At 63.4% G+C, this 25,557-nt stretch carries 22 protein-coding genes; 6 read left to right on the top strand and 16 right to left on the bottom strand.

What is annotated here, in order from left to right:
• Nucleotides 1-22: 22 nt before the first annotated feature.
• Nucleotides 23-1,201, bottom strand: a complete 1,179-nt coding sequence (locus tag VFF99_RS15130) for an acetyl-CoA C-acyltransferase (protein WP_325019300.1) — start codon at nt 1,199-1,201, stop codon at nt 23-25.
• 317 nt (nt 1,202-1,518) lie between these two features.
• Here VFF99_RS15130 and VFF99_RS15125 point away from each other — a divergent pair, with 317 nt between their 5' ends.
• Nucleotides 1,519-3,183 carry an MFS transporter gene (locus VFF99_RS15125; RefSeq protein WP_325019298.1) on the top strand — a complete coding sequence of 555 codons (1,665 nt, stop codon included), beginning with the start codon at nt 1,519-1,521 and terminating at the stop codon, nt 3,181-3,183.
• 159 nt (nt 3,184-3,342) lie between these two features.
• On the opposite strand, the gene VFF99_RS15120 is transcribed toward VFF99_RS15125, so the two are convergent.
• Nucleotides 3,343-5,775, bottom strand: coding sequence for a penicillin acylase family protein (locus VFF99_RS15120; protein ID WP_325019296.1), 2,433 nt, complete (start codon nt 5,773-5,775; stop codon nt 3,343-3,345).
• A gap of 138 nt (nt 5,776-5,913) precedes the next feature.
• Here VFF99_RS15120 and nadB point away from each other — a divergent pair, with 138 nt between their 5' ends.
• Complete coding sequence (gene nadB / locus VFF99_RS15115; protein ID WP_325019294.1) at nt 5,914-7,515, top strand: L-aspartate oxidase; 1,602 nt, start codon at nt 5,914-5,916, stop codon at nt 7,513-7,515.
• Nucleotides 7,516-7,715: 200 nt separating this feature from the next.
• On the opposite strand, the gene nadC is transcribed toward nadB, so the two are convergent.
• Entirely contained in the window at nt 7,716-8,582 is an 867-nt protein-coding gene (gene nadC / locus VFF99_RS15110; RefSeq protein WP_325019292.1) for a carboxylating nicotinate-nucleotide diphosphorylase, read from the bottom strand.
• Nucleotides 8,579-9,718 (bottom strand): quinolinate synthase NadA, encoded by a 1,140-nt coding sequence (gene nadA / locus VFF99_RS15105; RefSeq protein ID WP_325019290.1) that lies wholly within the window; start codon nt 9,716-9,718, stop codon nt 8,579-8,581. The genes nadC and nadA overlap by 4 nt, the downstream gene beginning before the upstream one ends.
• Nucleotides 9,719-10,050: 332 nt before the next feature.
• Here nadA and VFF99_RS15100 point away from each other — a divergent pair, with 332 nt between their 5' ends.
• Entirely contained in the window at nt 10,051-10,611 is a 561-nt protein-coding gene (locus VFF99_RS15100; RefSeq protein WP_325019288.1) for a hypothetical protein, read from the top strand.
• A 13-nt stretch (nt 10,612-10,624) separates the two neighbouring features.
• On the opposite strand, the gene VFF99_RS15095 is transcribed toward VFF99_RS15100, so the two are convergent.
• The 4 genes from VFF99_RS15095 to VFF99_RS15080 form a co-directional block, all read right to left on the bottom strand.
• Entirely contained in the window at nt 10,625-12,223 is a 1,599-nt protein-coding gene (locus tag VFF99_RS15095) for an ABC-F family ATPase (RefSeq protein WP_325019286.1), read from the bottom strand.
• A gap of 71 nt (nt 12,224-12,294) precedes the next feature.
• Complete coding sequence (locus tag VFF99_RS15090) at nt 12,295-12,927, bottom strand: 2-dehydro-3-deoxy-6-phosphogalactonate aldolase (protein ID WP_325019284.1); 633 nt, start codon at nt 12,925-12,927, stop codon at nt 12,295-12,297.
• An 8-nt stretch (nt 12,928-12,935) separates the two neighbouring features.
• The gene (locus tag VFF99_RS15085) at nt 12,936-13,844 is read right to left on the bottom strand and encodes a 2-dehydro-3-deoxygalactonokinase (protein WP_325019282.1); all 909 of its coding nucleotides are present in this window, start codon (nt 13,842-13,844) and stop codon (nt 12,936-12,938) included.
• Between the two features lie 29 nt (nt 13,845-13,873).
• Nucleotides 13,874-14,659 carry an SDR family oxidoreductase gene (locus tag VFF99_RS15080; RefSeq protein WP_325019280.1) on the bottom strand — a complete coding sequence of 262 codons (786 nt, stop codon included), beginning with the start codon at nt 14,657-14,659 and terminating at the stop codon, nt 13,874-13,876.
• Between the two features lie 95 nt (nt 14,660-14,754).
• Here VFF99_RS15080 and VFF99_RS15075 point away from each other — a divergent pair, with 95 nt between their 5' ends.
• Genes VFF99_RS15075 through VFF99_RS15065 form a run of 3 tightly spaced genes read left to right on the top strand, consistent with a single transcriptional unit; the run spans nt 14,755 to nt 18,281 of the window.
• Nucleotides 14,755-16,476 (top strand): IlvD/Edd family dehydratase, encoded by a 1,722-nt coding sequence (locus tag VFF99_RS15075; protein ID WP_325019278.1) that lies wholly within the window; start codon nt 14,755-14,757, stop codon nt 16,474-16,476.
• Nucleotides 16,477-16,490: 14 nt separating this feature from the next.
• A complete protein-coding gene (locus VFF99_RS15070; RefSeq protein WP_325019276.1) occupies nt 16,491-17,363 on the top strand; it encodes an SMP-30/gluconolactonase/LRE family protein in 873 nt (290 codons plus the stop codon).
• Between the two features lie 9 nt (nt 17,364-17,372).
• Nucleotides 17,373-18,281 (top strand): aldose 1-epimerase, encoded by a 909-nt coding sequence (locus tag VFF99_RS15065; protein ID WP_325019274.1) that lies wholly within the window; start codon nt 17,373-17,375, stop codon nt 18,279-18,281.
• Here VFF99_RS15065 and ldcA read toward each other — a convergent pair.
• The 8 genes from ldcA to VFF99_RS15025 all read right to left on the bottom strand — a co-directional run bounded on the left by ldcA (nt 18,264) and on the right by VFF99_RS15025 (nt 25,540).
• Nucleotides 18,264-19,178: a muramoyltetrapeptide carboxypeptidase gene (gene ldcA / locus VFF99_RS15060; protein WP_325019272.1), complete on the bottom strand. Its 915-nt coding sequence runs from the start codon at nt 19,176-19,178 to the stop codon at nt 18,264-18,266. The two genes, VFF99_RS15065 and ldcA, sit on opposite strands and share 18 nt — an antisense overlap.
• Nucleotides 19,179-19,248: 70 nt before the next feature.
• The gene (locus tag VFF99_RS15055; RefSeq protein ID WP_325019270.1) at nt 19,249-20,100 is read right to left on the bottom strand and encodes an alpha/beta hydrolase; all 852 of its coding nucleotides are present in this window, start codon (nt 20,098-20,100) and stop codon (nt 19,249-19,251) included.
• Nucleotides 20,101-20,145: 45 nt separating this feature from the next.
• Nucleotides 20,146-21,057, bottom strand: coding sequence for an alpha/beta hydrolase (locus VFF99_RS15050; protein ID WP_325019268.1), 912 nt, complete (start codon nt 21,055-21,057; stop codon nt 20,146-20,148).
• 157 nt (nt 21,058-21,214) lie between these two features.
• Entirely contained in the window at nt 21,215-21,718 is a 504-nt protein-coding gene (gene tadA / locus VFF99_RS15045; RefSeq protein WP_325019266.1) for a tRNA adenosine(34) deaminase TadA, read from the bottom strand.
• A complete protein-coding gene (gene queD / locus VFF99_RS15040) occupies nt 21,711-22,160 on the bottom strand; it encodes a 6-carboxytetrahydropterin synthase QueD (RefSeq protein ID WP_325019264.1) in 450 nt (149 codons plus the stop codon). Before queD ends, tadA begins: the two co-directional genes overlap by 8 nt.
• 5 nt (nt 22,161-22,165) lie before the next feature.
• Nucleotides 22,166-22,801, bottom strand: coding sequence for a 7-carboxy-7-deazaguanine synthase (queE, locus tag VFF99_RS15035; RefSeq protein WP_325019262.1), 636 nt, complete (start codon nt 22,799-22,801; stop codon nt 22,166-22,168).
• A 116-nt stretch (nt 22,802-22,917) separates the two neighbouring features.
• Complete coding sequence (gene guaA, locus VFF99_RS15030) at nt 22,918-24,498, bottom strand: glutamine-hydrolyzing GMP synthase (RefSeq protein WP_325019260.1); 1,581 nt, start codon at nt 24,496-24,498, stop codon at nt 22,918-22,920.
• A 16-nt stretch (nt 24,499-24,514) separates the two neighbouring features.
• Nucleotides 24,515-25,540 (bottom strand): sensor domain-containing diguanylate cyclase, encoded by a 1,026-nt coding sequence (locus tag VFF99_RS15025; RefSeq protein ID WP_325019258.1) that lies wholly within the window; start codon nt 25,538-25,540, stop codon nt 24,515-24,517.
• Nucleotides 25,541-25,557 lie beyond the last annotated feature (17 nt).

Raw genomic sequence — 25,557 nt, 5'->3', positions numbered from 1 at the left:
AGGCGCCCATGATCTCGAACATTTACACGACTTCGAACAAGCCGGCAGCACCCTGGCCGCCACCGATACACATCGTGACGACCACGTACTTGGCGCCGCGGCGCTTGCCTTCGATCAGCGCATGGCCGGTCAGGCGGGCGCCCGACACGCCGTAGGGATGGCCGACAGCGATTGCGCCGCCGTTGACGTTGAGGCGGTCCATCGGGATGCCGAGCTTGTCGGCGCAGTACAGCACCTGCACGGCGAATGCTTCGTTCAGTTCCCACAGGCCGATGTCCTCGACCTTCAAGCCGGTCTTCTTCAGCAGCTTCGGAATGGCGAACACCGGGCCGATGCCCATTTCATCCGGCTCGCAGCCGGCGACGGCGAAGCCGCGGAAAATGCCCAGCGGCTGCAGGCCCTTCTGTTCGGCGAGCTTGCTGTTCATGACGATCGCGCAGGCCGCGCCGTCGGAGAACTGGCTGGCGTTGCCGGCCGAAATCACACCGCCCGGGATGGCGGTGCGGATCTTGGACACGCCTTCCAGGGTGGTGTCGGGACGGATGCCTTCGTCGGCGGAAATCGTGACTTCGCGGGTAACGAGCATGCCGGTTTCCTTGTCGGCCACGCCCATGATGGTGGTCATCGGCACGATCTCGTCATTGAACTTGCCGGCGGCCTGCGCGGCGGCGGCACGCTGCTGGCTCTGCACGCCGTACTCGTCCTGGCGCTCCTTCGGAATGTTGTAGCGCTTGGCGACCGTTTCCGCGGTCTGCAGCATCGGCCAGTAGATTTCCGGCTTGTTCTGCTTGAGCCACACCTCGCCGATCATGTGGGTGTTGGCTTCGTTCTGCACGCAGGAGATCGACTCGACGCCGCCGGCGGCATAGATGTCGCCTTCACCGGCGATGATGCGCTGGGCCGCGGTGGCGATGGTCTGCAGGCCGGAGGAGCAGAAGCGGTTGATGGTCATGCCCGCGGTGGTGACCGGGCAGCCGGCGCGCAGCGCGATCTGGCGCGCGATGTTGCTGCCGGTCGCACCTTCCGGCGTGGCGCAGCCCATGATCACGTCTTCCACTTCGCCGGCATCGATCTTCGCGCGCTCGATGGCGGCCTTCAGTACATGACCGCCCATGGTCGCGCCATGGGTCATGTTGAAGGCACCTTTCCAGGATTTGGCCAGGCCGGTACGGGCGGTGGATACGATGACGGCGTCAGTCATTTGGGGCTCCTTGTGTTGAATTGGTTGACGTCCAGGTCGGTGCGAGGACGATTCTTATCCGGGTGCGACGAAAGTGAAATTTGAGAATATCACATTTTTAGCACGATCGTTCGTAAAAAATAATTTTCTCTTTTTCACGTCTCCGCCTGTGCTTTTCATAGGGAAAGATGCAAAAACGACATTGCCGGGTTTGTAAGGTTCTGTAAGTTTCAAGCAAGCGTGCCGTAAGGTTCGGGTCGCACACTGCCAAACGTGCAATCAAATGGGCAAGTGTATTTGCACATTCATATTAATTATTCGAGTTTGAGGAGATTGGCATGGCGACAGTACAAGCTACGGCTGCGCGCGGCATGACAGCAGAAGAGCGGAAAGTTATTTTCGCGTCTTCGCTGGGTACCGTGTTCGAGTGGTACGACTTTTATCTATACGGCTCGCTGGCGGCGATTATCGCGAAGCAGTTCTTCGCGGGAACCGACCCCAACACCGCGTTCATTTTCGCACTGCTGGCCTTCGCGGCAGGCTTCATCGTCCGCCCGTTCGGCGCAATCGTGTTCGGCCGCCTGGGCGACATGATCGGCCGCAAGTACACCTTCCTGGTGACCATCCTGATCATGGGTATCTCCACGTTCATCGTGGGTCTGCTGCCCAATTACGCGTCGATCGGCATTGCCGCTCCGATCATCTTGATCTGCCTTCGCATTCTTCAGGGCCTCGCGCTCGGCGGCGAGTACGGCGGCGCAGCGACCTACGTTGCCGAACATGCTCCGCACGGCAAGCGCGGCGCCTACACCGCGTGGATCCAGACGACCGCTACCCTCGGCCTGTTCCTGTCCCTGATGGTAATTCTGGGCACCCGTACCGCCATCGGCGAAGCCGCGTTCGCAGATTGGGGCTGGCGTATCCCGTTCCTGGTCTCCGTGTTCCTGTTGGCAATCTCGGTGTGGATCCGTCTGTCCATGAACGAATCGCCGGCTTTCGCCAAGATGAAGGCTGAGGGCAAGACCTCCAAGGCGCCGCTGACCGAATCCTTCGGCCAGTGGAAGAACCTGAAGATCGTTATCCTGGCGCTGGTCGGCCTGACCGCCGGACAGGCAGTGGTGTGGTACACCGGCCAGTTCTACGCCCTGTTCTTCCTGACGCAGACGCTGAAGGTCGACGGTGCAACGGCCAACCTGCTGATCGCTGCTTCGCTGGTCATCGGCACCCCGTTCTTCATCGTGTTCGGCGCCCTGTCCGACAAGATCGGCCGCAAGCCCATCATCCTCGGCGGCTGCCTGATCGCTGCACTGACCTACTTCCCGCTCTTCAGCGCACTGACCCACTATGCCAACCCGGCCCTGGAACAGGCGATCACCAGCTCCCCGGTGGTCGTGACTGCCGACCCGGAAAAGTGCCAGTTCCTGTTCAATCCGACGGGCACCAAGAAGTTCACGTCGTCCTGCGACATCGCACGTACTGTGCTGGCACAGGCTTCGGTGAGCTATAACACCGTGGAAGCGCCGGCCGGCACGATCGCTTCGATCAAGATCGGCGACAAGGTCATCCAGGGCTATGACGCAACCGGCCTCTCTGCAGCCGACGCTGCAGCCAAGGACAAGGAGTTCAAGAAAGAACTCGGCGACGCCATCAAGGCAGCCGGCTATCCGTCCAAGGCTGATCCTGCCCAGATGAACAAGGGCATGATCCTCCTGATCCTGGTCATCCTGGTGATCTACGTGACGATGGTGTACGGCCCGATCGCAGCCATGCTGGTGGAACTGTTCCCGACCCGCATCCGCTACACCTCCATGTCCCTGCCCTACCACATCGGTAACGGCTGGTTCGGCGGCCTGCTGCCGACGACCTCGTTCGCACTCGTTGCTTACAAGGGCGACATTTACTACGGCCTCTGGTATCCGATCATCATCGCCCTGATCACCTTCGTGGTCGGCCTGCTGTTCGTGAAGGAAACCAAGGATCGCGACATCTACGCGAACGACTAAACGTCTAATCGTCCCAGGCGTACCTTCCGGTATTCCTGGTTTTGAAGCCGCCAGTTTTCTGGCGGCTTTTTTTATGCGCGTCGTTCCCGCGAAGGCGGGAATCCAGCGGCGTTATCGAAGAAAGACACTGGATTCCCGCCTTCGCGGGAATGACTGTGTTCAAGGCTGCAATGTCAGCACGCCCATTCCGCCCTTCTCCACTTCTTCGCGCCGCGTCTTCATCGGCAGATAACCGACCTCGGCCCAGCGTTGCACAAAGCTCCGGTAATGCGGCGACAGCACATTCCCGGATTGCCCGGTGGAGTGAATGAACTGCGAATTGTCGAGGTTGGACAGGTCGTACACCGCGCGCAGGCTGGCCGCGTGGCGGTTGGCGAACGGCGCTTTTTCGTCCTTGATGTTGTGCCGGCCGACATTCACAGTAAAGGTGTCGCCCGGAGTCGGCACACGGATGTCGAACAGCTTTGCCAGTAGGTCGACGCGCGCGAACGGGCGGTGCTCGGAACGCGCCGCATGGGCTTCGCCCCACTGCCATTTCCGCATGTCGGCGCCGTAGCGCTGATCGAGATCGGCAAGCGCGGCGTCAAGCGATGCGGCGAGGATATCGCCACAGCCCTGCTGCTTCGCTCCCACGGCCACCGTCACATCGTTGCACCAGCGGCCCTGCCCCTCCTTGTCCAGGAGGATGTTGACGGTGGGGCGATGCACATTGCGTTGTTCCCAGTAATCCTTCAGCAACGTCTCGCCCAGCTCGTCGGCGAAGATCTGCTTCGAGGCCATGCGCATCCAGGCGTTGTAGATGAGCGGTTCGGGCCGGTCGGCGTCCATCGCGCCGTCCCAGCTGCGCAGCATGTCGAGCGCCGCCCTCGCACGTTCGGTGCGCGGGACGGTTTTGCGCAATACCGGCAGGATTTCCTGCGCCGCCAGCGAAAGGTGGTCCTTCTGGATGGCGGCGAAGCTGGACATGCTGTGCTTCGGCGTCGCGTCGAGCAGCGCGTCGATACGGCGGGCGCGGTACGGCAGGGTCCATTCGCTTGTCAGGAAATGCGGATAATCGGCATCGACAATCTTGTGATTGGCGGTCATGATCCGCTGCGGATCGGGATTGAACTTGCGCGGGAGTTCGTCGAAGGGGATGAATCCGGCCCAGTCGTAACGGGCATCCCAGCCCGGCGCAGGAGCCAGTCCCTTGAGATCGTTTTCCGCCTTGCGCACCGGGATCCGCCCGGGCGCGATGAAGCCGATGTTGCCCTTGACATCGGCATACACAATGCTCTGCTGCGGCGAGGCGAAATCCCTGGCGCCTTCGAGGAACTGCTCCCAGTCTTGCGCCAGGTTGAATTTCATGCCGGCCTGCAGCGTCAGGTCGTCCGGCCGCAGCGCGGTCCATGCGAAGGCGACCGCATATTTCGCGGCGTCGACCGGCGCCTTTTCCATGATCGGGATCGTGCCGGAAATGACCGGACCGTGACGCGTTTCGCGCACCTCGATCGTGACGTCCGGCTGCCCTTTCACCTTGATCGTCTCGCTGCGCACCTGGAACTCGGCCCAGCCGTCGGGCGTCTGGTATTTCCTGCGGTCTTCGGGGTGGATGCGCTCGATGTAGAGGTCCTGGACATCGGGCGCGGTATTTGTGAAGCCCCAGGCGATGTGGTCGTTGCGGCCCAGGACGACCGAGGGAATGCCAGGAAGCGTGGCGCCGATCACGTTCAGGCCGGGCGCGGAGAGATGCGCGAAATACCATAGCGCCGGCGCGGAGAGGCCGAGGTGCGGGTCGTTGGCGAGCAGCGGCTTGCCGGTTTCCGTCAGCTTGCCACCGAGCACCCAGTTGTTGGACCCCATGCCGTCGACATGCGACGGCGGCGCAGCGGCGGCGACCTTTTGCATGTGTGCCGTGGTACCCGACAGTTCGCGGTAAAGACGCGTGTAGTCCTGCGTGGGCAGCGCCGCGTCACCGGGATACGGCGCCAGGAATTCATTGATCTGCGCCAGCGTCAGGCGTTGCGACAGTCGCATGCGCAGCAGTTCCTGCGTCCAGTTGCCGCCGAGGTCCCAGGCCATCATGGTTTGCCAGCCGATCGAATCCACTGGCGACCACGGTTCCGGGGCCGGTGCGCCGGTCAGCAGGAATTCCGGGGGCAGCGGCCCGCTGCGGTCTTCGAGATAGGCGTTCACGCCGCGGGTGTATGCATCCAGCGCGTCACGCGTCTGCTGCGACAGGTTGCCCAGGATTCGTTCCGCATTGCGGCGCACCCCGAGCGTGCGGATGAAGCGATCGGTATCCACCGCGTTCGGGCCGAGCACCTCGGCCAGCCGGCCGGCGGGGATGCGGCGGTTCAGTTCCATCTGCCACAGCCGGTCCTGTGCATGCGCATAGCCGAGCGCAAAATAGGCGTCTGCCGGCGACTTCGCGTAGATATGGGGAATGCCGTGGGCGTCACGCACAATGTCGACCGCCGCGCCCAGCCCCTTCAGTGTGCGCGTTCCCTCCACCTGCGGCTGGCTGGCTGCGCGGTACCACAGCACGGCGCCGGCAGCGGCAAGCAGCAGAAGCAACAGGACCAGGGCAACTTTTTTCAATATTCCAGTCATATGTTTATCGGGCTCCTCGTTCTCCAAGCGTGCGAGGTTATCACAGCGCCAACCGGCACTCCTTCTGACGGGAGAGATGGATTGCCAGGTGGTAAGATGTCGTTTCGTGTAATGACTATGCTGTCGAATTCCTATCTTATGAAATTTGATGTCGCCATTGTTGGCAGCGGCCTTGCGGGGCTGTCCGTCGCCCTGCACCTCGCGCAGACGCACAAGGTCGTCGTGGTTTCCAAGCGCAGCCTGCTGGACGGAGCAAGCAACTGGGCGCAGGGCGGCATCGCCGCCGTCCTCGATTCCGGCGACAGCCACGAGCAGCATATCGCCGACACGCTGGTCGCCGGCGCCGGGCTGTGCGACGAAGGCGCCACGCGTTTCATCGTCGAGAACAGCCGCAGTGCGATCGAGTGGCTGATCGAACAAGGCGTGCCCTTCACCCGCGACCCGACGGCGGAACTGGGCTACCACCTGACGCGCGAAGGCGGACACAGCCAGCGCCGCATCATCCACGCGGCCGACGCCACCGGGCACGCGGTCCAGGTCACGCTGGAGCAGAAAGCCCGCAACCATCCGAACATCACGGTCCTGGAAAACCACTACGCGATCGACGTGATCACGACCGACAAGATCGATGGCGCCGACGGGACGCACCGTTGCCTCGGCCTGTATGTGCAGGATGTCAATACCGGAGCCGTGATGACCCTGGCGGCGGACCATACCGTGCTCGCCACCGGCGGCGCCGGCAAGGTTTACCTGTACACGACCAACCCGGATACGGCGACCGGCGACGGCATCGCCATGGCCTGGCGCGCCGGCTGCCGGGTGGCGAACATGGAGTTCATCCAGTTCCATCCCACCTGCCTGTACCACCCGTATGCGAAGTCCTTCCTGATTTCGGAAGCGGTACGGGGCGAAGGCGGCCTGCTCAAGCTGCCCGCCGAGGCCGGCGCGGCGGCCGGCAAGCGCTTCATGGAGTCGCACGACGAGCGCGCGGAGCTCGCGCCGCGCGACGTGGTGGCGCGCGCCATCGACTTTGAAATGAAGAAGCGCGGCCTGGATTACGTCGACCTGGACATCAGCCACCAGCCGCCCGAATTCCTGAAGGAACACTTCCCGACCATTTACGCCCGATGCCTGGAGCTCGGCATCGACATCACCAGGCAGCCTATTCCTGTCGTTCCGGCGGCCCATTACACCTGCGGCGGCGTTGTCACCGACATGTTCGGACGCACCGACCTGCCCGGGCTATATGCCGTCGGCGAGACGGCCTACACCGGACTGCACGGCGCCAACCGCCTTGCCAGCAATTCGCTGCTGGAATGCCTGGTCCTCGGCCGGGCCGCGGCGCAGCACATCGAACAACAGCCCAAGCCACGGCAGTATTCCCTGCCCGCCTGGGATGAAAGCCGCGTGACCGACGCCGACGAGGAAGTCGTCATCGCGCATAACTGGGATGAGTTGCGGCGCTTCATGTGGAACTACGTGGGTATCGTGCGCACGACCAAGCGGCTGGAGCGCGCGCAGCATCGCATCGGGCTGTTGCGGGAAGAGATTTACGAGTACTACTCGCATTTCCGGATCACGCGCGACCTGCTGGAACTGCGCAATCTTGTCGATGTGGCATCGATGATCGTGGAGAGTGCTCTGTCGCGCCGCGAGAGCCGCGGGCTGCACTTCAGCCAGGATTTTCCGGAGACGCTGCCGAAGGCGTTGCCGACAGTACTGGCGCCGGGGCGGCGGTGATAGTTTGAGGCGCTTGGTGGGTTTCGCTTCGCTCTACCCACCCTACCGTCCTTTATAGAGAATCGTAGGTTGGGTAGAGCGAAGCGAAACCCACCGTTGCCGATAAAGGACTGTAGGGTGGGTAGAGCGAAGCGAAACCCACCGTTGCCGATAAAGGACTGTAGGGTGGGTAGAGCGAAGCGAAACCCACCTCACCCCAATTACCCAACGATACGCAGCGAATAATCCGTCGCCCGCACGTCCTTGGTCAGCCCCCCGATGGAAATCCGGTCCACGCCGGTTTCCGCGATGGCGCGCAGCGTGCTCATGTTGACGCCGCCCGATGCCTCCAGCAGCGCCCGTCCGTTGTTGACCTTCACCGCCTCGCGCATCATCTCCAGGGTGAAGTTGTCGAGCAGGATGGACGTCGCGCCCGCCACCAGGGCTTCTTCCAGCTCGACGAGGTTCTCGACCTCGATCTGAATGCTGACGCCTGCATGCAGCGCATGTGCCGCCTTCATCGCCGCCGTGATGCCGCCAGCAGCGGCGATATGGTTTTCCTTGATCAGGATGCCATCGTACAGCGCAAGGCGCTGGTTCTTTCCGCCGCCGACGCGTACCGCGTATTTCTGCGCAAGCCGCAGTCCGGGCAAGGTCTTGCGGGTATCGAGCACCGCGGCGCGGGTGCCCTTCACCACATCCGCATACTGGCGGGTCACCGTGGCCACGCCCGACAGCAGCTGCAGAAAATTCAGCGCCGTGCGCTCGGCCGTCAGCAGCGCACGGGCCGGCGCGTCGATCGCGCAGACTTCACTGTCCGCCGTCATCGAGTCGCCTTCGGCGTAACGCCACTCGATGCGGATGCGCGGGTCGAGCTGGGTCATCACGCCCTCGAACCAGGGCGCGCCGCACAGGACGGCCGGTTCGCGCACGATCACGCGTGCCTTGACCCACTCGTTCTCCGGTACCAGCAGCCCGGTCACGTCGCCGGTGCCGACGTCCTCCTGCAGGGCCGCGCGAAGGTTCTGCTCGAATGCCGCGACCAGCGCGGCGTCAAATGGTGCAAACGGGTTCTTCAGCGTGCTCATGCGGGTCCGATCCCAGCAAACAGTTTTTGTTCTTTTGCCAGGTCGCCGCCGGGGCGGACATTGGCCTTGCGTGCAGCGGCGAACGCCAGCATGCGGTCGATGCAGACGAAGGCCTTGCGGCCGGTCTCCGGATCGACGTGGATTTCGTTCTTGCCCGACTCCAGCACCTCGGCCAGGTTTTGCAGGCCGTTCATGGCCATCCACGGGCAGTGCGCGCAGCTCTTGCAGGTGGCGCTGTTGCCGGCGGTGGGCGCATCGATGAAGCGCTTGCCGGGTGCGGCCATGCGCATCTTGTGCAGGATGCCGTTATCCGTGGCGACAATGAATTCGTCGGCGTCCAGCGACTGGGCCGCCGCGATGAGCTGGGAGGTGGAACCGACGACGTCGGCCTGCGCCACCACCGCCTCCGGCGACTCCGGGTGCACCAGGATCTTGGCCTTGGGATGCTCCTTGCGCAGCAATTCCAGTTCGATGCCCTTGAACTCGTCGTGCACCAGGCAGGAGCCCTGCCACAGCAGCATGTCGGCACCGGTCTTTTTCTGGATGTAGCTGCCGAGGTGCTTGTCCGGCGCCCACAGGATCTTCTTGCCCTGGTCGTGCAGGTGCTGCACGATGTCCAAGCCGATCGACGAGGTCACCATCCAGTCGGCGCGCGCCTTCACAGCCGCGCTAGTATTGGCGTAGACGACAACGGTACGGTCGGGATGAGCGTCGCAGAATGCGGCGAATTCGTCCGCCGGACAGCCGAGGTCGAGCGAGCAGGTGGCGTCGAGATCCGGCATCAGGATGGTCTTGTCCGGGCTTAGGATCTTCGCCGTCTCGCCCATGAATTTCACGCCTGCCACCACCAGCGTCTTGGCCGGATGGTCGCGGCCGAAGCGCGCCATTTCCAGGGAATCGGACACGCAGCCGCCGGTTTCCTCGGCAAGGTCTTGCAGGTCGGCATCCACGTAGTAGTGGGCCACCAGGACGGCTTCTTTTTCCTTCAGGAGACGCTTGATTTTCTCCTTGAGCGCGGTCTTTTCCTCGGGGGTGGGCGCAAGCGGTATGCGGGCCCAGGCGTTGGCGACGCAACTGGTGCCCGATTCCATCTGCGGACGTTCGAATTCGACAGTCTTGATCGGTTGGATTTGCATGGTAGTGACGCAAAAAACGGGCGCGAAAGCGCCGAAACGGAAAGTATGCCTGATAACGGAGAACTGGGGGGGCAGGGCTTTTTTCAAGTGTCCGGCATAGCCAGCGATATTTGTTGCCACACGACAACTTTTTATTTACGCAATCCGGTTTCCGTCGCATACTGAATCTGATCCATGTCAAAGCCCTGCCGAGGCGGTGCATCAAGAATAGGTTTCGTCCGACATTGCCGGCAGGAATAAAAATGACATGGACCGGTAACACGCTGTACGCCCCGGAGAGTGGCGGCGGCTGAAAACGGAAAGACGGATTTCGCGAGGGGGAGGAGACACCAATGACGCACCGCATTTTCGACAAGACCGACAAAGGTCGCGAAGAAATCGCCACGCGCAAACACCAGCTGGCATCCCGGCTGCGCACACTGCTGGTCATGGTGGATGGCAAGCAAAGCGCCGACGACCTGTTGAAGAAAGTCGGCGGCATCGGCCTGACACAGGACAGCATTACGGAACTGCTGGATAACGGATTTATCCAGCTGGTGGCTGAGGTGGAGCCGATCGTTCCGCCATCGCCGGTGCCGGAGGCCGCTCTGGAATCGGAGCTCCCGCCCCTGCCGGAAGGCCAGAACCAGTTCCAGGCGATCTACCAGTTCTACACCGAGACCATCAAGGGCACCATCGGCCTGCGCGGCTACACGCTGCAGCTGAAGGTGGAGAAAGCGGCCTCGATCGACGATTTCCGCGCCCTGCGCGATCCCTACCTGGAGGCCGTGCTGAAAGCCAAGGGCAAGGAAGTCGCGCGCGGCATGCGGACACGTCTCGACCAGTTGCTCTACATGGGCGAGACCGCGCCCAATACCACCGTCATCGGGCTGAACGCGGCGCTGGCCGAATAAGGCAAAACCTGTCTTATTCGATGCCCTGGCTGGCGAGGTATTCCTCGTAGCCGCCGCGGAAGTCGATGATCTCGCCAGCCCGGATCTCGAGTACGCGTGTCGCGAGCGAGGATACGAACTCGCGGTCGTGCGACACGAAGATCAGCGTGCCGGCGTACTTGTCCAGCGCGATGTTGAGCGATTCGATGGATTCCATGTCCATGTGGTTGGTCGGCTCGTCCATCAGCAGCACGTTGTGGCGGCCCAGCATCAGCTTGCCGTACATCATGCGGCCCTTTTCGCCGCCCGACAGCACCTTCACCGATTTGCGCACGTCGTCGCCCGAGAACAGCAGGCGGCCGAGGATGGAACGCACGGCCTGGTCGTCGTCGCCCTCCTTCGTCCACTGGCCCATCCAGTCCGTCAGGTTCTTGTCGACCGCGAATTCCTCGGTCGGGTCCTGGGGCATGTAACCCACATTGGCGTTTTCCGCCCACTTGGTGATGCCTGAGTCGGCCTGCATGCCGCACACTTCGCCGCCGATGCTGCGCAACAGGGTGGTCTTACCTGCGCCGTTGGCGCCGATGATCGCAATCTTTTCGCCCGCCTCGACCAGGATGTTGAAGTTCTTGAAAATCGTGCGGTCGTAGGATTTCGACAGCCCTTCCACCTCCACCGCCTGGCGATGCAGTTTCTTCTCGCCCTCGAAGCGGACGAACGGGTTCTGGCGGCTGGACGGCTTGACATCCTCGACCTTGATCTTTTCGATCTGCTTGGCGCGGGAAGTCGCCTGGCGTGCCTTGGACTTGTTGGCCGAGAAGCGGCGCACGAATTCCTGCAGTTCCGCCACGCGTTCCTTGGCCTTGGCATTGGCGGCCATGAGCTGGGCGCGCGCCTGCGAAGAGGCCAGCATGTAGTCGTCGTAATTGCCGGGATAGATCTTCAGCGTGCCGTAGTCCATGTCCGCCATGTGCGTGCACACCTGGTTCAGGAAGTGGCGGTCGTGCGAAATGATGATCATGGTGGAGTTGCGCTCGTTGAGCACGTTCTCGAGCCAGCGGATGGTGTTGATGTCGAGGTTGTTGGTCGGCTCGTCGAGCAGCAGGATGTCGGGATTGGAGAACAGCGCCTGCGCCAGGAGCACGCGCAGCTTCCAGCCCGGCGCGATGTTGCTCATCGGGCCCTGGTGCTGGTCGAGCGGGATGCCGACGCCCAGCAACAGTTCGCCGGCGCGGGCTTCCGCGGTGTAACCGTCGTACTCGGCGAACTTCGCCTCCAGGTCGGCGGCGCGCATGTAGTCCTCGTCGGTCGCCTCCGCGTTGGCGTAGATCGCATCGCGTTCGGTCATCGCGGCCCACATTTCGGTGTGACCCATCATGACGACGTCGAGCACGCGCATGCTCTCGAAGGCGAACTGGTCCTGGCGCAGCTTGCCCAGGCGCTCGTTGGGATCGAGCATGACGTTGCCGCCGCTCGGCTCCAGGTCGCCGCCCAGGATCTTCATGAAGGTGGACTTGCCGCAACCGTTGGCGCCGATCAGGCCGTAACGGTTGCCCTCGCCGAATTTGACGGAAATGTTTTCGAACAGCGGCTTGGGGCCGAACTGCATCGTGATGTTTGCGGTGGAAAGCACGGGTAAAACCTTTTGCGGGAGATTCGAAAATAACCCGCCATTTTACCATTCCGCACCGCGCCGATCGTGGCCTAAAGTGCATCCTCCACCAGATTTCGCCGTGCCGCCATGAAAGACTCCGCGGCGCGCTTCAATGCCGCTTCGTCAATCCGCGGCTGGTAGAGCGAGCCGCCGATGCCGAATCCCGCCGCGCCGGCGGAAACATAGGCGGCCATGTTGTGCGGCTGGACGCCGCCGACCGGGAACAGCGGCGTGTCGACCGGCAGGATCGAGTGCATGGCCTTGACCGCCGCCGGCGGGATCATCTCCGCCGGGAACAGTTTCAAGCCATGCGCCCCCGCCTCCAGCGCGCGGAACGCCTCGGTCGGGGTCGCCACGCCGGGCAGTGCAATCATGCCATGCTTGGCCGCGTGGCTGATCACGTCCGGCGCACAATGCGGCGAAACGATGAGGCGGCCGCCCGCCTCTTTCACCGCGTCGACATCCTGCACGGTGAGCACGGTGCCGGCGCCGATCAGCGCGTCGTCCGGCGCATCGCGCAGCAAAGCATGGATGGCATCGATGGCGCCTGGGCGGTTGAGCGGAACCTCCAGCATGCGGAAGCCGGCCTCGAACAGGATTTGCCCCACGCGCGGCGCCTCGGCCGGTGTCAGGCCGCGCAGGATGGCCACGAGGGGACAGGGTGAGGGTTTGAACACGTCCATGATGGTACTCAACGGGAAAGATTGAACATTGCGCGCAGGGCGGCGAGGTAAACGCTGTCGGGCTGCCACGCACGCGCCGGGATGCCGAGCAGTTCAAGCGCGCTCAGGTAGCGCGCCGACAGCGCGACGCTGCCGATCACCTGGACCGGCGCCGACATGGCTTCGCCGGCCTTCTTGACGATCTCGAACAGCTCGGTGCCGATCAGTAGGCCGGATAGGTAGGAGGCCGCATGGTCGCCCGGCATCATGTCGGTCACCACCATTGCGCGGCAGCAGAAGGCGGTATGGGTGAAGCCGCCCTGCCGCGCCGCGCGCAGGCCCGCAGCGAAGGCTTCCTGTACGGGTTCCTGCGATGAGATGACCTTGGACAGCGTGCCGTGCTGCGACATCAGGGAGTACAGCTCTCCCGTCATGAAGGTCATGAACTCGGTCATGCGTCCGCTGTCGGCATGGGCCCATTTGCTATGGGTGCCCGGCAGCAGGAACCAGCCGCCGGAAGCGCCCGACTCCAGCGCGCCCAGGACCTGGGTTTCCTCACCGCGCATGACATCGGGCAGGCCGTGCGGATCGACGTAGCGATAGCCCGGCACGATGCGTACCCGGGTGCCGGGAATAGCGGTCTCGACCGGCATCAGGGCGTCGCCAAGGCGCGACAGCGGATGCTCCGTCGACAGGTAAGGCACTTCCTTCCAGCCGCTGCGGCTGCCGACCATGCCGGACATGATGACGTCCGCGCTTTCCAGTTCCAGCGCTTCCATCAAGGCCTTCAGCGATTGTTCGAATCCCTCGTGCACCTGCAGGATGCCGACCTCATCCTGATGCTGACGCACCAGTCCGCCCTGCGGGTCGAGGACGTAGGCCCTGCGGTTGCTCGTTCCCCAGTCGATGCCGAGTAGCGTAGTTGTTTGTGCTGTCATGATGATCCCATGCGTTTGGACGGCGCCGCTCAGGCCCAGCCGCCGTCGACGATGAACTCCTGGGCCGTGCACATGGCCGCATCGTCCGAGGCAAGAAAGAGCACCATGCGCGCGATATCGCCGGGCATCAGGCGCCGCTTCAGGCACTGACTGCGGTCGATCAGCTTTTCGCCCTCCTCGTCCAGCCACAGGTTGACCTGGCGCTCGGTCATCACCCAGCCCGGCGTGACGGTATTGACCCGGATGTTGAACGGCCCGAGGTCGCGCGCCAGGCCGCGTGTCAAGCCGCTGACAGCGGCCTTGGTCGTGGCGTACACGGTATAGCCGCCGTTCGCCAGATGCCAGCTGATGGAGCCGAGGTTGATGATCGCGCCCCCGCCGCGCCGCTTCATGCCTTCCAGCACCGCCTGTGCGGCGAAGAACATCGGGCGCTGGTTGATCGCGATGCAGTTGTCCCAGAAGGCCGGCGTCACGTCTTCCGGTGCATGGCGCTGGTCGTTGCCGGCATTGTTCACCAGCACATCGAAATCACCAAGGCTTTCGGCGAGCGTGCCGATGGTGTCCTGCAGCGCCTGGACATCGCGTATGTCGCACTGGCGGAAAACCGGCTTCGGGTAACCTTCACTGCCGAGGCGCTCGCACAGCGCAAGGCTGGCGTCCACCGCGATATCGACGAAAGCGACCTGCGCACCCTGTTCCGCGAACCCGGCAACGATTGCCTCGCCGATTCCCGACCCGCCGCCGGTCACGAAGACACGCTTTCCCTCGAGGCTGGTGTAGCGCGCCAGCGCCGCCTTACTGCCTTGTGACGACATCTTTTTTCTCCTGAACTTTCGATCCCTCGGCAAATCAATGTTGATGCTGGGTCGAAACCTTCCCGCCATCGGCAAAAAAATTCCGAGAGCCTCTCATGAGCATCCCCATCAAGAAACGTCGCAGCCAGGCATGGTTTGAAAAGCAGGACCGCGACGGCTTTGTCCACCGCAGCTGGACACAAAAGCCGGGCTACCTGCCCGACGCCTTCGACGGGCGCCCCGTCATCGGCATCTGCAATACCTGGTCCGAATTAACCCCTTGCAACAGCCACTTCCGCGAACTGGCCGAGTTTGTCAAACGCGGTGTACTTGAGGCAGGAGGATTCCCGCTGGAGTTCCCCGTCATGTCCCTCGGGGAAACGCAGCTGCGGCCGACGGCCATGCTGTTCCGCAACCTTGCCAGCATGGACGTGGAAGAATCCATCCGCGGCAATCCGATCGACGGCGTCGTGCTGCTGATGGGATGCGACAAGACCACTCCCGCACTGATGATGGGCGCCGCCAGTTGCGGCCTGCCGACCATTGGCATTTCGGGCGGTCCCATGCTGAACGGCAAATTCCGCGGCAAGGACATCGGCTCCGGCACCGGGGTCTGGATGATGTCGGAGATGGTGCGCGGCGGCCTGATGACGCAGCAGGAATTCACTGACGCCGAAGCCTGCATGAACCGCTCCTCCGGCCATTGCATGACGATGGGGACGGCCTCCACCATGGCCAGCATGGTGGAAGCGCTGGGCATGTCGCTGCCCGGCAATGCCGCGATCCCGGCGCCGGATACGCGCCGCAACCGCCTGGCGCAGCTGAGCGGGCGGCGCATCGTGCAGATGGTCGAGGAAGACCTAGGCATGGAGAAGATCCTCACGCGCGAAGCCTTCGAGAACGCCATCCGCGTCAACGCGGCCATCGGCGGTTCGACCAACGCCGTGGTGCACCTGCTGGCCATCGCCGGGCGCATCGGGGTGAATTTGACGCTGGAAGACTGGGACGCAATCGGCAGCGAGATGCCCTGCCTCGTCAACCTGCAGCCCTCCGGCCACTTCCTGATGGAAGATTTCTACTATGCGGGAGGCGTGCCCGCGGTCATGCGCGAGATCCGCGACCGCCTGCATCTCGATGCGCTTACGGTCAACGGCAAGACGCTGGGCCAGAACATCGAGGATGCGCCCTGCTATAACCGCGAGGTGATCAAGACTGTCGACGAGCCCTTCAAAGCGAAGGCGGGCATCGCTGTGCTCAAGGGTAACCTCGCGCCGAACGGTGCAGTCATCAAACCATCCGCCGCCTCGCTGCACCTGCTCAAGCACAGGGGGCGCGCCGTCGTGTTCGAATCGATCGAGGATTTCCGCGCGCGCATCGACGACCCGGCACTCGACATCGACGAGACCTGCGTGATGGTGCTGAAAAACTGCGGTCCGCGCGGATACCCGGGCATGGCCGAGGTCGGCAACATGCCGCTGCCGAGCAAGATCCTGCAAAAGGGGATCACGGATATGGTACGTATTTCGGATGCGCGCATGAGCGGCACCGCCTACGGCACCGTGGTCCTGCATACCTCGCCAGAGGCCGCCGCCGGCGGCCCGCTGGCCCTGGTGCGCAACGGTGACATGATCCAGCTCGATGTGGGCGAGCGCAGCCTGCATCTCGAAGTCAGCGACGAGGAACTGGCGCGGCGCCGCAACGAATGGACGGCGCCGGACATGCCGGCGCGCGGTTATGCCAAGCTGTACGTGGACCATGTGCAGCAGGCCCACCTCGGCGCCGACCTCGATTTCCTCGTCGGGAAGAGCGGCGCTCCCGTGCCCCGCGAGTCGCATTGAGCGCGGAGGCCGCGATGAACACGCCCGAATGCGTCTGGAATGCGCATGCGCTGCTCGGCGAAGGCCCGATGTGGTCGGTACGGGAGCAAGCCTTGTACTGGGTCGACATCCTCGGTCACCGCTTGCATCGCTACTCGCCCGCGGAAGGACAGCGTAGCTGGCAGTTCGAGGAGGAAGTGTGCGCCGTCGCCGAGCGTGCGGAAGTCGATGAACTGATCGTCACGCGCCGCCATGGCTTCGCCCGCTTCAATCCCGCATCCGGTCAAATGACACCCCTGCTCCAGGTGGAAGCAGACCTGCCGGGCAACCGCTTCAACGACGGCAAGTGCGACCGCCTCGGCCGCTTCTGGGCCGGCACCATGGACTTCGCCTGCCGCGAGCCCACCGGCTCGCTCTACTGCCTCTCGCCCGACCTGCGCTGCGAGCGCGCCGACACCGGCTACCCCGTCACCAACGGCCCGGCCTGGTCCGCCGACTACCGCACGATGTATCACAACGACAGCGTGAACGGCCGCGTCTATGCCTTCGACTACGACCTGGAGACGGGGCGCGTCTCCAACAAGCGGATCTTCCTGCAGTTCAGCAAGGAGGACGGCTCGCCGGACGGCATGACGACGGACGCCGAGGGCGGGCTGTGGATCGCGCACTGGGGCACGAGCAAGCTGACGCGGCATGATCCGCAAGGGAATGTCTTGCAGACCGTCACGCTGCCCTGCAGCCAGATCACCAGTTGCACTTTCGGCGGCCCCGGCTTCAGGACGCTGTACATCACCTCGGCCGCCGATGGACTCGCTCCCGGGCAATTGGAACGCGAACCGCTGGCAGGCGGTCTATTTGCGCTGGAAATCGATATCGCCGGACTGCCGGCAAACCAGTTCCGCGGATGAGGCACACCGATGACGGCCGAAGAAATCATTACCCTGGAAAACGATACCCAACGCCTGCAGCTCGCGCCCGCCATGGGCGGCAGCACAACGGCATGGGACTGGAAATCCGGTTCGCAGACGCTGCCGCTGTTCCGTCCCTGGGACGGCGGCTCGGGCGACCGCTACACGCTCGCCTGCTTTCCGCTTGTGCCCTGGTCCAACCGCATCACCGGAGGCGGCTTCGAGTTCGAGGGGGCGTTCTATCAGATCCACGCCAACCGCACAGAAGAACACTATCCGATCCACGGCAATGGCTGGCTGCAGCCATGGAAAGTTGCCGAGCGCGAGAGCGGACGCGTCAAGTTGTTGCTCGAGTCGCGCGGCTTCGATGGCAACCCCTACCATTACCGCAGCACCGAGACCTTCCTCCTGTTGCCGGACGGTTTGCAGATCGACCTCACCGTCACCAACCTCGGCAAGGCCGCCATGCCGTTCGGGCTCGGCCTGCACCCGTATTTCGTGAGGAACAAGGACACCCGCCTCATGTTCAAGGCGGAGGGCGTCTGGCTGAGCGGCGACGATCCGATCCCGACCTCGCACACGACGACCTTTCCCGAGAGCTGGAATTACAACAGCCTCGCGCCGCTGGAGGGGCCGTTGATCGATGCCTGCTATACCGGCTGGAACGGCAAGGCAGTGGTGGACTATCCGGATCGCGGCCTCTCGGTCACGATGGTCATGCCGGACTGTAACGGCTACACCCTGTTCTACCGGCCGCCCGACAAGGACTTCTTCTGCATCGAGCCGATCACCCATCCGATCGATGCCTTCCACATGCCCGACCATCCCGGGCTCGCCTACCTGACGCACGGCGACAGCTTCGCGCTGCGCGCAAAATTCCTGGTGGGGCCTTCGGTCGGTTCAGTCAGCCAGGGGTAGCGCCGGATAGGCGCTCATGACGAAGGAGCAGTTGCGCCCGTCGGAGCGCAGGCGGGTGTGGCTGCCCACGGCCAGGGTCGCCTTGTCACGCGTGTGGCCGAAGGGCAGCCCGGTCACGATGGGCACACCGAGGCGGCTGCGCAGGTAGTTGAGCATGGCTTCGAAGCTGTAGCCGTTGTCGTATTCGGTCAGCGCATAGCTGGAGAAGTCCCCGAACACCACCGCCTTCTGGTCCAGCAAGCCGGCGTATTCCATCTGCAGCAGCATGCGCTCGATCCGGTACGGATGTTCGTTCACGTCCTCGATGAAGAGAATGCCGCCGTCAATGCGCGGAAGATACGGCGTACCGATCAGGTGAGTCAGCATCGCCAGGTTGCCGCCCCACAGCACGCCCGACACGTCCACCTGCGGATTGCCCTCGGCCTCGAATTCGATCGAATGTGTCGGCCCTTCGATGCAGCGCCAGAAATGGTCGAGCGTGAATTCGCTCGGCTCGTCGCGTGAGAAATCGATGCAGACCATGGGACCGGCAAAGCTTTGTGCACCCTTGCCCAGCAATGCCATGTGCAGCGCAGTGAAGTCGCTGTGGCCGACGAACAGCTTGCCGCTGCCGGAAAGCAGGGGCAGGTCGAGCTTGGGCAAAATGCGCGATATCCCGTAACCGCCGCGCAAGGCCATCACCACCTGCACCTGGGGATCCATGGCCGCCGCATGCAGCTGGTGGATGCGGTCTTCGTCCGTCCCGCCGAAGCGCTGGTGCTTGCGGGCGGGGTCGTAAAAATCGCGCACCGTGCAGCCTTGCGCGCGCAGGCGTTCGATACCACGCGCGTAGCTGTACGGGTCGGGCGCGTATCCGCTCGGGGCGACGACCGCTACGCCGATGTTGGTCCTGTCCATGTCCGGTCTTTCGTTTGGTCACGAAAGGGATATTGTAGAGCAGGCCCGCCACCGCGCAGCGGCGGGGCGCTCAAAACAGCCCGAAACCTGTCCTGCGCGACGGATCGAGGTACAGGAGTTTCTTCAATCCCGTGATGCCGTGCCGGTCGAAGCGCTCCCACCCGCCCTCGGGCTGGGCGAGCCGGTCGGCGACTGCATACAGCGCGGTCGGGTTGACGCCTATGCCGAAATGGCTGGCATGCACCTCGATATTCTCGGAGCGCTCGGTCTCTTTCTCGACACAGCACTGCCATGCCACGATGCCGTCGGTGCGGCTGTAGATGGACGTCGTGGGAACGGGTGGCGTCTGCTTCAGGCCAACGAGGCGCGGGTCGTTGGCTATGCTCTGGCCGCTGGTGAATTCATAGAGCCGCCATGCATTATTGGCGCGGGGCGAGCCGGAGAACGGCGTGCCGAGCGTGATCACGCTGCGCACTGCGTCCGGGATCGTTTTTGCGATTTCGCGCGCGTAAATCCCGCCCAGGCTCCAACCGACAAGACTGACATTCTGTCCGTGCTCTGCGCGCAGCTGCTGCACGCGCTCGACGCACGCCTCGATCACCCCGGGGCGCGGCCCGCGATTCAAGCCCTGCTCCCAGGCGTAAGGCACGTAGCCGCGGTCCCTGAGGAAATTGCGCAGCACCAGGGTCGTCATGTCGCCAGTCGCCAGGCCGGGAAAGACGAGCACCGGATGCCCGTCACCCTTCGGCGCCTGGCTGAGGAGGGGTCGCGAGACGAGCGATGCCCACAGTTCCCACGGGGCCCTGCCTTCCAGCGTCAGCAGGAACCAGCCTGGCGCCTTCACCTCTTCCTGTTTCCCTGCCCTGTCGCGTATCGCCTTCAGGCGCGAGACGGCGTCAGAAAAATTCAGCAGTTGAGCCAATGGTTGATCTCCTTGGTTGAAATCGGCACCAGCGGGAAATGGCTGCTACGCGCGGCGCGCTTCCGGTTCCTGGCTGGCCTTGCAGTGGGCGGCGATCATGCCCGACAGGGTGGCATCGAGAGCGGGGGGAAAATCATGCCCCATCCCTTCGATCACCTTCAAGTCGGCACCCCGCACGAGAAGCGCGACATCGCGTCCGCATGCCAGCGGCACCAGGGGGTCGTCCGTCCCGTGGATGACGAGCGTCGGCACCTTGACCGTGCGCAGCAGCGCGACCTGATCTCCTGAGGAGGCGACCGCCATGATCTGGCGTGCGGTGCCGCTCACGCAAACGCCGCGTCGCACGCTTTCGGTCACGCGCCGGCGCAGCTCGGCTTCCGGAACGGGATAGCGCGAGCCGCCGAGCACGCGGAACAATTGCACGTTATGGTCGATGACGCTGTTGATATCGCGCGGGTTTTGCGGACGCGAGAACATGGCATGGCTGGCGGCCATCGTCGGCCCCGGCAATCCCGGGCGGCCGGAGGTGGACATGATGGACGTGAGCGACAGGACCCGCTCGGGATAGCGTCCCGCAATGATCTGCGCGATCATGCCGCCCATCGATGCGCCGACGATATGGGCTTTCCGGATGCCGAGCGCATCGAGCAGGCAGATGCCGTCCTTTGCCATGTCGTAAAGCGTATAGCCGCTGAACAGGGGCATGTGGAACAGTGATTTGAAGAATGCGGCCTGCAGGTTGGGCTTGCCGAAGTGTTCCATCTTGCTCGACCGGCCGCAGTCGCGGTTGTCGAAGCGGATGACACGGAAACCCTGGTCGGTCAATCCTTTGCAGAAGGCCTCGGGCCATGAAATGGATTGCAGGCCCAGGCCGGCGATGAGCAGAACAGGCTCCCCGTCCGGGTCGCCCTGTACGTCATAGGCCAGCTTGATGCCGTTTGCTTCTGTGAATGGCAAGGGTATTCCTTCGCGGTGATTGCTTTACTGCTGCATTCGCCCGGTGCAGCAGTCCGGGGAAGCTGCAAGTGCCGTGCCGAGACGTTTTTACCGGCTGGCGCCCGCCTTGTTGCGGCAAGCATGTAATTTCAGCACGCGCCGGTGGAAAAATTTCCCGTTATTCCTGCCGGGTGCCGACTGCCTGGTCCATGAGCCGCTGCGCGGCGCGGCGGCGCTCGGCAAAAAACTCCTTCAGCAACGCGCCGCATTCCTCGGCCATCACGCCGCCGGTGACCTCGGTGTGGTGATTCAGCTTTTCCTGCTCGAAAAGATTGACCACCGAACCGCAGGCGCCCGTTTTCGGGTCGGGCGCACCAAAGACGACTCTTGCCAGCCGGGCATGCATCATTGCGCCGGCACACATGACGCAGGGTTCGAGCGTCACATAGAGTTCGCAGCCGGGCAGCCGGTAGTTGCCGAGAATTTCCGCGGCGGCACGCAGGGCCATGATTTCGGCGTGCGCTGTGGGGTCATGCGTCCCGATCGGCTGGTTGAAGCCGGTGGCCACAACCTGTCCGTCCTTCACCAACACAGCGCCGACAGGCACCTCTCCCAGCGCCCACGCGTTATGCGCCTGGGAAATCGCCTGCTGCATGTAGATGGTGTCGGGCAGCTCATTCATCGGCGGTGATCTCCGCCCAGCAGTTGGGGGTCTCGTGCAGAACCAGCTTGTGCAGGCGCAATCCGGTGCCGTAATGGTCTTTGTAGGCGGCGCGCAGGATGTTGAACGCGGTCCGTGCGAGGTTTTCCACGGTGGGGATGCTGTCGATGATCACGGTCTTGTGCCCCGGGAGGCTTTCGAGGAACTCGCGCACCACGGTGTCCTTCGCATAGGCAAGGAAGGCGTGGTCCCAGACGTCGACGAGGTGCTGCTTGGCCAGCGCCTTCACGTCGGAAAAGTCCATGATCATGCCGTTGTCGGAGCTGCCCTCTTCGCGGACGATGTCGCCCACGAGCGTGATCTCCAGCGTGTAACGGTGGCCGTGCAGGTTGCGGCATTGGCTCTTGTGGTCGGGAATCCGGTGGCCGGCGTCGAATTCGAGCTTGCGGGTGATGGTCAGCATGGTATTCAGGGTATTTGCAGCAGTTTGTGTGTTTGCAGGCTCAGTTTCCACTTCGGGTTGTTGCGGCACGTTTCGATCGCGAGGCGGGTATTGCGCTGCGCGTCCGGCCCATCCATCGGCTGCAGGTAAAAGTGCTCGAAGTCGAGCGCCTCGTACTGCGCAATGTCCTGGTTTGCCTGCGGGATCACGACCTTGAGTTCGTTGCCTCTATGCACGACAAGCTCGGAGCCTACCTTCGGGCTCACGCATATCCAGTCCACGCCCGGGGGGACGGCGATGGTGCCGTTGGTTTCGATCGCGATCTCGAATCCGCGCGCATGCATGCTGGCGATGAGTGCTTCGTCGAGCTGCAGCAGCGGTTCGCCGCCGGTGAAGACGACGAACTTGCTCCGGGCGTAGGATGCCGGCCACAAGGAGTCGATCACGCGGGCAAGAGCTTCGCTGCCGGCGAACTTGCCGCCGCGCTCGCCATCGGTGCCCACGAAGTCCGTATCGCAGAACTTGCAGATGGCCGAGGCGCGATCGCTCTCCCTGCCTGTCCAAAGATTGCAGCCGGCGAAGCGGCAGAACACGGCGGGACGCCCCGCATGGGTTCCTTCACCCTGCAAGGTGTAGAAGATTTCTTTAACGCTGTAAGTCAATTTGCGTTTCCTGATGCCGGGAGCGGCCCATGCCGCACGCCGTGCCGCGGACCTGCATCCGCGCACGGCATCTTCCCATTCAGTTCAAGCCCGGCCGCCGGCCGGGGCGGGAATGCTTATTCCCACTCGATCGTCGCGGGCGGCTTGCCCGAGATGTCGTACACGACGCGGTTGAGTCCGCGCACTTCGTTGATGATGCGATTGGACACCTTGCCCAGCAGGTCGTGCGGCAGGTGCGCCCAGTGCGCGGTCATGAAATCCTGCGTCTGGACAGCGCGCAAGGCAACCACGTAATCGTAGGTGCGTCCGTCGCCCATCACGCCCACCGACTTCACCGGCAGGAAGACGGCGAAGGCCTGGCTGGTCTTGTCGTACCAGGAGCGGCCTTCCGCATCGGTAGCGGCGCGCAGTTCCTCGATGAAGATCGCATCCGCACGGCGCAGCAGGTCCGCATACTCCTTCTTGACCTCGCCAAGGATGCGAACGCCAAGGCCGGGGCCCGGGAAGGGATGGCGGTATACCATGTCGTGCGGCAGTCCGAGCGCCACGCCGAGCTCGCGCACTTCGTCCTTGAACAGTTCGCGCAGCGGCTCCAGCAGTTTCAGGTTCAGGGTTTCCGGCAGTCCGCCCACGTTGTGGTGGCTCTTGATGGTGTGCGCGGTTTTCTTGCCCTTGCCGGCGCTCTCGATGACGTCGGGGTAAATCGTGCCCTGCGCCAGCCACTTCGCATTCTTCAGCTTGCCTGCTTCGGCCTGGAAGACTTCCACGAACTCGCGACCGATGATCTTGCGTTTCGCTTCCGGATCGGTGACGCCGGCCAGCTTGCCCATGAACTGTTCGGTGGCGTCCACATGGACCACTTTCACGCCGAGGTTCTTGCCGAACATGTTCATGACCATCTCGCCTTCGTTCAGGCGCAGCAGGCCGTGGTCCACGAACACGCAGGTCAGCTGGTCGCCGATGGCGCGATGGATCAGTGCCGCCGCGACGCTGCTGTCGACGCCGCCGGACAGGCCGAGGATGACTTCCTCATCGCCCACCTGCTTGCGGATCGCCTCGACGGCCTCGGAGATGTAGTCTGGCATGTTCCAGTCCGACTTGCAGCCGCAGATCTCGTGCACAAAGCGGCCGAGGATGGCCTTGCCCTGCACGGTGTGCGTCACTTCCGGGTGGAACTGGACGGCGTACCACTTGCGCTCCTCGTTCGCCATCGCGGCGATCGGGCAGTTGTCGGTCGATGCCATCAGCTTGAAGCCGGGCGGCATCTCGATGATCTTGTCGCCGTGGCTCATCCACACCTTCAGCATGCCGTGGCCTTCATCGGTCACGAAGTCGCTGATGCCCTTCAGCAGCGAGGTATGGCCGCGCGCCCGAACCTCGGCATAGCCGAACTCGCGCACCTTGCCCATCTCGACCTTGCCGCCGAGCTGTTCGGCCATCGTCTGCATGCCGTAGCAGATGCCCAGGACCGGCACGCCGGCCTCGAACACGGCCTTGGGCGCGCGCGGTGTATCGCCTTCGGTCACCGAATTCGGGCCTCCGGAGAGGATGATGCCGGCGGCACCGTAGCTGCGGATGAAATCGTCGCTGACGTCGTAGGGAAAGACCTCGGAGAAGACGCCGGCCTCGCGAACGCGCCGCGCGATCAGCTGGGTAACCTGTGAACCGAAATCGAGAATGAGAATTTTGGAGTGCATGGATGGGCTTCTGCTATCAGGATAAATCTGGTGTCGCGTTGATGACGCGGTTGCGTCCCGCATCTTTCGCCGCATACAACGCCATGTCGGCCTTGCTGATCAATTCTTCGGTGGTCGCCGTCGGGAAGACATCGGTGGAGGCGATGCCTGCGCTCATGGTCAGGTTCAGCGACGCCCCGTTGACGACCTCCGGTTGCGCCGCGACCGCCGCGCGCATGCGCTCTGCCACCGCCATCGCCGTCTTGTGCGAAGAGCCCGGCAAGACGATCAGGAACTCTTCGCCGCCGTAACGCCCGAGCGCTTCCTGCGGCCGGATGCAGGAACGCAGCCGGCTGGCGACCTTGACGAGAACCGCATCGCCGGCGGGATGGCCGTAGGTGTCGTTGATCTTCTTGAAAAAGTCGAGGTCCACGACGATCAGCGACAGCGGCACGCCCGCCTTGTCGCAACGGACGGCCTCGATGGTCAGGATGCGCATGATCGCGCCGCGGTTCCACGTCCCGATCAAGGGATCGATCAGCGATTTCCGGCGCAGGTTCTTGTTTTTTTTCTGCAGGTCCAGCTGGGAGGCATTGACCGAGTGCAGCTCGAGCTCGCGCTCGACCAGTGCGGCCAGGTCGGCAAGCGTTTGCCTGTCGCCCTCCCGGAACGCCGGCCGCGGGGTGTAATCGACCAGGCAGACCCGCCCTGCGAGTGCCTTGTCCGGGGCATAGACGGGATGCGAAGCGAAGAACCGGATATAGGGCTTGCCCGCCACATGCCGGTGCTGCCCGATCGCCCGGTGGGCGCTAGTGTCCAGCACCGCCACCGCGCCTTCCGATGCCCCGATATCGAGGCAGAACGCGGTCTCGATATCGTTCATCGATCCGGTTGCCGGCGCCTTCGGTGCGTCGCCGATGACAACGACGCAATTCGCGACGCCAAACAGCTTCTTGCCCAGGCGGCGGATGCGCTGCAGCTGCTCGTTGTCTTCGCCGAACGAAACCTCCGGCTGGCCAGCGGGCGCCGTCGTCTCGTTACGCCCGCTGCTGTCAGCCGTCATCGACGCGATCCTTCGGC

Source organism: Noviherbaspirillum sp., from assembly GCF_035654295.1.
Lineage (GTDB): Bacteria > Pseudomonadota > Gammaproteobacteria > Burkholderiales > Burkholderiaceae_D > Noviherbaspirillum.
Note: the sequence above shows the minus strand (reverse complement) of the source record. Positions and strands in the feature narration are given on the sequence as shown.